This is a genomic window from Herbidospora sp. RD11066 (genome assembly GCF_054661255.1).
This window is the reverse complement of sequence record NZ_BAAGDO010000005.1, coordinates 220,766-228,683: the sequence shown is the minus strand read 5'-3', so window position 1 is coordinate 228,683 and position 7,918 is coordinate 220,766. Positions and strand designations below refer to the sequence as shown.

General features: G+C 56.9%; 6 protein-coding genes and 2 pseudogenes. 6 read left to right on the top strand and 2 right to left on the bottom strand.

Annotation, left to right across the window (positions count from 1 at the left end; translation table 11 throughout):
* Nucleotides 1-5 precede the first annotated feature (5 nt).
* Nucleotides 6-596 carry a tetratricopeptide repeat protein gene (locus tag ACYQ78_RS21310; protein WP_459802914.1) on the top strand — a complete coding sequence of 197 codons (591 nt, stop codon included), beginning with the start codon at nucleotides 6-8 and terminating at the stop codon, nucleotides 594-596.
* A 709-nt stretch (nucleotides 597-1,305) separates the two neighbouring features.
* On the opposite strand, the gene ACYQ78_RS21305 is transcribed toward ACYQ78_RS21310, so the two are convergent.
* Both ACYQ78_RS21305 and ACYQ78_RS21300 read right to left on the bottom strand, forming a co-directional pair.
* Nucleotides 1,306-1,875, bottom strand: a complete 570-nt coding sequence (locus ACYQ78_RS21305; RefSeq protein ID WP_459802625.1) for a hypothetical protein — start codon at nucleotides 1,873-1,875, stop codon at nucleotides 1,306-1,308.
* Nucleotides 1,876-2,135: 260 nt separating this feature from the next.
* Nucleotides 2,136-2,591, bottom strand: a complete 456-nt coding sequence (locus tag ACYQ78_RS21300) for a DUF4145 domain-containing protein (RefSeq protein WP_459802624.1) — start codon at nucleotides 2,589-2,591, stop codon at nucleotides 2,136-2,138.
* A gap of 1,057 nt (nucleotides 2,592-3,648) precedes the next feature.
* Here ACYQ78_RS21300 and ACYQ78_RS21295 point away from each other — a divergent pair.
* The 5 genes and pseudogenes from ACYQ78_RS21295 to ACYQ78_RS21275 form a co-directional block, all read left to right on the top strand.
* On the top strand, nucleotides 3,649-3,945 hold the full coding sequence (locus ACYQ78_RS21295) for a trypco2 family protein (RefSeq protein ID WP_459802623.1): 297 nt from the start codon (nucleotides 3,649-3,651) through the stop codon (nucleotides 3,943-3,945).
* Nucleotides 3,946-3,959: 14 nt separating this feature from the next.
* Nucleotides 3,960-4,526 (top strand): annotated as a pseudogene (locus ACYQ78_RS21290) (trypsin-like serine protease); the annotation flags it as partial.
* 60 nt (nucleotides 4,527-4,586) lie between these two features.
* Nucleotides 4,587-6,002 carry a P-loop NTPase gene (locus ACYQ78_RS21285; protein ID WP_459802913.1) on the top strand — a complete coding sequence of 472 codons (1,416 nt, stop codon included), beginning with the start codon at nucleotides 4,587-4,589 and terminating at the stop codon, nucleotides 6,000-6,002.
* Nucleotides 5,972-6,424 (top strand): annotated as a pseudogene (locus ACYQ78_RS21280) (P-loop NTPase); the annotation flags it as partial. The gene ACYQ78_RS21285 and the pseudogene ACYQ78_RS21280, both read left to right, overlap by 31 nt.
* 48 nt (nucleotides 6,425-6,472) lie before the next feature.
* A partial coding sequence (locus ACYQ78_RS21275) for a tetratricopeptide repeat protein (RefSeq protein ID WP_459802927.1) occupies nucleotides 6,473-7,918 on the top strand: 1,446 nt, incomplete at its 3' end.

Sequence of the window (7,918 nt, the reverse complement as noted above, 5' to 3'; positions counted from 1 at the left end):
TCCGTGTGCGAGTGCAAGGCGCTGAACACCCCGACACCTTGGCCACTCGGCATAACCTCGCCTCCTGGGTCGGTCACGCGGGCGACGCTGTGGCGGCGCGTGACCGGCTCGCAGAATTGTTGCCAGTCCGTGTGCGAGTGCAAGGCGCTGAACACCCCGACACCTTGACCACCCGGCACAGCCTCGCCTACTGGGTCGGTGAGGCTGGAGATGGTGTGGCGGCCCGCGACCGGCTCGCAGAATTGTTGCCAGTCCGTGTGCGAGTGCAAGGCGCTGAACACCCCGACACCTTGGCCACTCGGCATAACCTCGCCTCCTGGGTCGGTCACACGGGCGACGCTGTGGCGGCCCGCGACCGGCTCGCAGAATTGTTGCCTGTCCGCGTGCGGGTGCAAGGCGCTGAACACCCCGACACCTTGGCCAATAGGAGCAACCTTGCGTACTGGATCGGTGAGGCTGGAGATGTTGTGGCGGCCCGCGACCGGCTCGCAGAATTGTTGCCTGTTCATGTGCGGGTGCAAGGCGCTGAACACCCCAATACTCTGACGGTCCGGCGCAATCTCAGATACTGGACTCGTTTGGCACTCAATAAGTGAAAGTCGTCCACTCGCGACTGACGCCAAGACCACAAATCGCCACACAGATTGGAATTGCCCGTGCTCGCCGCTCAGAACCTCAAGCATCACCACGCGCGCCGGGCCGCCCGCTAGCTCAGGGCAGGCGGAGCCTAGCAGGAACGCAACCTGGTGTTCTGCCAAGCTGAAGAAACACCGCTCAACGCCGGCAGCGTACGAAGGGCGTTCCGAAAGGTCACCCATCCCACACAGGTCGAAACCGATTGGACACCCCGCGAGCTACCCCACTCGTCCGTCTCCATCATGCGAGAGCAGTGCGTGCCCATCGAGACCACCACCGCCTCTTCGTCCCAAAGCAACACCGGGCAGCCGATCCAGGTCGAGTTGAGTCGAACAGGTGAACTCCCACCTGCATGAATGCCGTAGCGGGGTCGCGGCGAGTCAGCGAGAGTTGGAGGCCACTGACTCCCGGACTTGGCTCCCGTGGCATTCCCGGGCGGGAAACGGCCTCACTCAACAGAGGGCAATCCGACCAGGTGGGATCAGCCGTACAAACAGGTGCTCCGGTGCCAGCACCCTTCAGCGGCATTGGCCGCATGGATGGTTTCGGGAGCAAAGGGCGTCTTGAGTCTGTTTGCTGCGAACCGCTGGCATCAGCAGAACTGGCTCTCAACTCCCGAGCGCGCCCGCTAGCCCCGATCAACCCGCCGGGCCAACGATGGCCGAGACCCTAATTTGGATTAGCTTCAGGAATGAAGGGCGGTTTGAATAAGTCAGCAGTCCACTCAGTTGCATATCCGATGGTGATACCAAGAACGAAGATCGCGAGCGAAACCCACCAAGCGCGTTGTGCTCGACTCGTAGCTTCCGCAAAGGCTCGCACTAGTGAAGCTGTTTGCTCTTCCGTCCAGGCCAACATAATTGCTGCCTCGTGGATGCGATCACCAATTTCCACGTATTCCAGCGTCCGATCAGCAATGCTCCGCTGAATATTGGCGAGCTCTTCCTTCGCTCGCACAACTTGCCGTTCAGCAGCACGGAGATCCTGATAGGCACCCCGAGCACGACGAACGGCGGCCAGAGACATGAAAGCGCCGACTAAGAAAGATCCGGTAACTGCAACACCCAAGGCCACTGCAAGCATCGGCGGCGGAAGGTTTCTGAACCAGTTTCCGAGCATCAGGACTTCTGGTCGTCCAATTACATCTAGAACCGCTGCCCCAAGGGCGCCAGCAGCGGATGTAAGCGCGACTACCCAAATCCGTAGTACAGGAATCTTCTTGTCGTCACCGCTCTCCATGTACCCACTCTCCCGCCGCGCTCAAATCAGCACAAGCGGAATGATCCTATTGAGATCTTATCGGAAACAGCTCCGCCCAATGCTCTTGGAGGGTGCCGAGGCAATGGACGACATCTTTAGGTCGTAGCTCGCTGAACTGAGCTCAACTCATCCGTGGTCCAGGAGGCCCCTCATCGTACGGTGAGGGGTCTCCTGCTTTGGTCGAGGAACAAGTCACTGCCTCTGTAGGCCACACCTGGGGCTGGAAACCCGATCAGGAGTCACGTTTGCCCAGCAGAAGCGTCGCGGCGGGCGACCTGGTCCTGATTCTTCTGCGGGAGGTTAGCGAACAGGGCTTGGGTGTGCTTGGGCTGAGTGATCATCTGGTCAACCACCAAGTTGATCAACCCGAACAGCCCCTCGACCAGATCCGGATTTTCATCAAGATCGATCACCCCAGGATGGACGGCGTCATTGCCGACACAGCGCAACACGTCCATGGCCTGCTGGATCTGAACACTTAGACCCCGCGCCACCAGCTGAGCGATCTTGTCGTTGATGCCCTTGCTGTTCGGAACGAGCTGGTCAACGACGATCTGAAGAGCCAGCCGCAACAGAGCTGCAGCGCTACGCCGAGACACCGGTGCGACTCGCTGAGCCTCCAGGTAGACCTGGAGCGCCGCGTCCGGCATGTCTAGATTCGGCCCTGGTCCCACCGAACGGAAGGGGTAGATCATCGCCCAGGTATCCTGGCGGCGGAAACCCTGGCGCCACAAAATTGGCCTTTGACAAGCCTGACAGCGGTGCATGATCCAGCCGGGCTCAGGACCGCCATTCTCATCCTCCGCCTCGAGGTATACGTTTCCTCTGACCTGGTGGGCAAAAGCACCACATTCCTGGTGAGGACACGAGTACGAGCTACTCAGGGCATGAGGGAGCGTGGCTTTGGGGTCAGTACTGAACTGCGTCATGGCAACCTAGTTTCGTGCTTCGGTCCCGCAAGCGCGACTTGATTGAGCGTGAAGGCCCGCAGTCGATTCCGGCGTCTTAGCGCCCGACTCCACACCCCAGACGATCAGTTGGCAGCGTAGTCACTCAGTTTGTCACTCAGAAGATCAAAAAGGCCAGCCCCGCTAAGCGGAACTGGCCTCTGACCTGCAGGTTCATGGGTGGAGCTATGGGGATTTGAACCCCAGACCCCTTCGATGCGAAGCAACGTCAGTGAGTAGATCTAGGTCGAGATGAGTCGGACGGGCTGCCGCTCACCTGCATCAACGCCTACGGGAGTCGCGGCAGGTCTGCGGGAGTCAGAAGGCAGTGGCTCCCCCAAATGGCTCCCCTGACAAGAGAGGAGTTCCTATGCGCAGCCAGATCAAACGACAACGAGCTCATGGCAGATGGAGCATTGCGTGCCGCGGACGCTCGTATCCTCGCCCAGGTCTCGCTACCCGTGTCGAACACACTGAGCGGGACTCCTGGGCGTCGCTACTCGGGTCGGTTTCGACCACTGCGCGGCCCCTACGAGTGGTCGGCTCTCGTCGATGTTCCGGTCCTTCCCGTCCACCTGGGGAGATGCCTGCAGGTAATGATCATCCACGGTGCCTGTTCGCCGGCCTAGTGTGCCCACGGTAGCCAAGAGGATCGCTGCGCCACCCTCCGCTGAAATCGGAATCTACGACAGCTCATTATCATTCGTTGCCATATGTCGGAGCAGGATCATGCCCGGAGGGCTCAATCGGGGCACTTTGGTATAGAGTCGTGCCGTCATTGACGGCTCATCCTGCGGAGGTTCTAGTGACAGACGGACAGGTCGGACTTTCGGATGCAATTCGCGCTCTTCGGGCAGAACTCACGTCAGCTATGGAGGAGGGGGCAAGCGAAGCACTGCGTTTTGAACTAGGCCCGGTCGAAATGGAATTCCTCCTTGAGGTTCGTCGCGAAGCGGGAGGCGAAGCTGGAGTTAAGTTCTGGGTGGCAAATCTGGGAGGAAAAGCATCTCAAGCAGTAAGTTCAACTAACCGGGTAAAGCTTCAGCTCAATCCACAGGACGCGCACGGAAAGCGTCCAGTCATCAGAGATATTGAGAAATAGCCGGGAATCGCCAGGTGGCAGCAAGGCGAGGCGTGCCACAGCAAAGAGTGGCCTTGATTCGGGCCGAACTGGCTGAAGGCGGCGCATCCATTGGTTCAGGAACGCTTTTATCGAGCCACGTCGTACTCACGGCAGCTCACAATGTCTTCACCGAATCCGGTAAACCATACTCTGTCATCAAAATCGGCCCTCTTTCTCATCCAGACCTTTTACTCGACGGAAGAGTAGCCTGGCCGGAATATTATGACGCTACACAGGACCTGGATGTCGCACTTGTAAACATAGCTGATCCCCAGTGGGATTCATGTGCGCTCCAGCCCGTACGCTTTGGGCGTCTGACCGGTACAGCGCAATACACATGTGACGCATCCGGGTTTCCCCGCGCACGCCGTGATCCAAACGGCCGCAGGGACAATGACGACATGACAGGGGAAATAAAGCCAGGTGCTAGGCAGATCGCACGAGTATATGACATCACCGTCACGAGCTCCGCCCCGATTCACGGCACCAAGGCTGACTTACCGTCCCCCTGGTCAGGAATGTCCGGAGCTGGAGTCTTTGCGGACCGGAGACTAATAGGCGTAGTAATTCAAGATAACTATGAGTATGAAAACAGGCTTACGGCGCTTCCAGTCGCCGAAATGTTCCGCGAAGAAAATTTCGTCACGGCACTCGGAGATGGTTTCTCGCTGATCGAGTCCGTGGAACTCAGCCCGCTTATCTCGACGATTCAGCCAAGTAGACGCAAGTTACTGGCACCGTCTCAGCTATTGCGTGCGGAAGTTGGCGTTGTACCGTTTCACGGTCGAGGTCTATTGCGAAACGATCTCTACGATTGGTGCATCAGTGGTGATGACTTCGGGGTGCGTTCGATTACTGGCCCAGGAGGTTTAGGCAAGACTCGCCTAGCACTTCAATTGGCGCATGATCTATCAGCCCACGGATGGATAGCGGGCCTTCTGGCGCCAGACCTCCCCAGGCAATCGCTTGATCTAAGTGCACTCACAGACACATCCGTGCCCACCCTGCTCGTAATTGACTATGCAGAGTCCAGACGGGACCAACTGGCTCGACTACTGCGCACGATCTGGGAATCGACCGACTCGCCACCCATTCGCTTGCTTCTCCTGGCGCGTTCTCCTGGCACTTGGTGGCATCAACTTCAAGTTGAACATCCGGATATTCTCACGGGATCGCTGGTAACACCCCTGACCACGCTCGACCCCGCTGCCGAAAAGCGTGAGAATACCTATTCAATTGCCCTGACTTCTTTTGCTCGACGGCTTCCTGAGATCGATTCCGGGAAAGATTGGGAGGCGATCTCTCAGGAAATAGGCCCGCCAGAAGATCTTAATTCGAGCGAATTTGGCTCTCCCCTTACACTTCAGCTGAGTGCGCTCAATGCATTGCTGGAAGCAGGTGAGTTCAGATCATCGATGGATGACGACACGCCTGAAGGCCGGCTGTTGAAGCATGAACAGCACTACTGGCAGCGCACCGCTGCCGATATGGGAATTACGCTTGCTCCTGCGACCCTGAGCTATGCTGTGGCGGCATCAACGCTTATGGGAGCTGCAGATGAAGCAGAAGCGCTGGCTACCCTTGGCCGGATTCCTACTCTCGCAGATCAGAAAGCGGATGTCCGTCTTGCGGTAGCCCTGTGGCTGCGAGACCTCTACCCCACAGTTGACGGGAAGTACTGGGGAGCTCTCCAACCGGATCTTATCGGCGAGCATCACATCGGCACCATAAGTGAATCCAATCCCGATCTTGTGGGCCACCTCCTGGATGGTTCATCCCAAGGCCAAGCATATCGGGCACTCACCGTACTAGCGCGCGCCACCGCACATCAGGCCCACCTTCGTAGCCTCCTCCCACGGCTCCTCTTAGAGCGACGTGGGCAGCTTGAGCCGGTCGCGGTTACGATCGCGATCGACGCCAAGTCCCCATGGGTAGCCGCGCCGAGCGACGTCACTGCCGTCTACGAAGCCCTTGAGGATGAAGAAAAATTGTTTATCTGGTCTCAATGGTTGAATGCGCCGAGGCGGTTACTGTGACTGTTCACGATATAGAGAATTCTACAAGACAAGGGCTTTTGTCTCCTGCTCAACTACTGAGAGCCGAAGCAGAGATGATTCCCTTCCACGGGCGCAAGCTGCAGCTTGCAGAGCTATACAACTGGTGTATCAGTCACCGAAACTTCAGTGTCCGCCCCATTGTAGGTCCAGGGGGAGTTGGCAAGACACGTTTGGCTCTGCAGTTGGCACACGATCTATTGGGTCGCGGCTGGGGTGCGGGTCTTCTTGAACCAGACCCTTCCAACCAATCCGATCTAGGTTTGCTTACAAATGCCTCTAAACCCACTCTGCTGATAGTCGACTATGCGGAATCGCAGAGTGATCAGATAGGCCAACTACTGCACAAGATCCGGAAATCGACCGACTCACTACCCATTCGACTGCTACTCCTAGCACGCTCTTCTGATATATGGTGGGATCATCTTCGTTCCAATCATAGCGATATTCACATGAATGCCAAGGAGATTCTTCTTAGGCCGCTCTACTTTCGGCCGCATCAGCGCGAAGAGGCGTATTCCGTTGCCCTGACTTCTTTTGCTCGACGGCTTCCTGAGATCGATTCCGGGAAAGATTGGGAGGCGATCTCTCAGGAAATAGGCCCGCCAGAAGATCTTAATTCGAGCGAATTTGGCTCTCCCCTTACACTTCAGCTGAGTGCGCTCAATGCATTGCTGGAAGCAGGTGAGTTCAGATCATCGATGGATGACGACACGCCTGAAGGCCGGCTGTTGAAGCATGAACAGCACTACTGGCAGCGCACCGCTGCCGATATGGGAATTACGCTTGCTCCTGCGACCCTGAGCTATGCTGTGGCGGCATCAACGCTTATGGGAGCTGCAGATGAAGCAGAAGCGCTGGCTACCCTTGGCCGGATTCCTACTCTCGCAGATCAGAAAGCGGATGTCCGTCTTGCGGTAGCCCTGTGGCTGCGAGACCTCTACCCCACAGTTGACGGGAAGTACTGGGGAGCTCTCCAACCGGATCTTATCGGCGAGCATCACATCGGCACCATAAGTGAATCCAATCCCGATCTTGTGGGCCACCTCCTGGATGGTTCATCCCAAGGCCAAGCATATCGGGCACTCACCGCACTAGCGCGCTTCTCTGAACGTTACCCTTCTCTCCAAAGGGAGATTGACGGCGCGATTGCGGATAATTTGTCAAGCACGGGACTGGTTGCCGTAAATCTCGTTCTAAGCGCGCCCGACCTTAAAGTGATTGTCGATGCGATCACCATGGCCGTACGTGGTGCCAGGGTGCGCGACCTGATTGATTTCGCTCGCAATTTTCCTCAACGCCCCGCCATGGTAGTTAAGGTTGCCGAGAATCTGTCATCGCTGATTGCAGATCGACTAAGATCTTTCGCCCACATGCGCGAAGATTCGATCGCAGACGATCTCTTCTCTCATAGCGATCTTATCGCCGCCCTAAATAGGATTGACATTTACCTCAGCCGGGATCACCGTGGTGAAGAAATGTCGCGGATTGTCTCAGGAAGTGAGCGACCCAGTGCAGAGCTTATGCGTTCCGACGAGGTTGCATCTCTGCTTAGCCAGGCCACTTCTCTCGGCAACCAAGCCGTCTCGTTGTCCGAACTTGGACACCATACAGAAGCGCTTGATGCCATCCAGGAATCTGTGGGCATCTATCGCCAACTTGTCGAAATTGAGCCATATAACCATGAGCCTAATTTGTCTCGTCTACTCAATAATCTTGCAGTTCAATTTAGGCGCATGGGGAGATATCACGATGCACTAATAGCTTCGGCGGAAGCTATCGAGATTTATCGAGGACTCGCTCGTGATCGCCCAGACGTTTTTCTAGTGAACCTAGCCAACTCACTGACTAACCAGGTGAATTTGTTTTCTTATCTTGGGCGGCGCGAGGAGGCACTG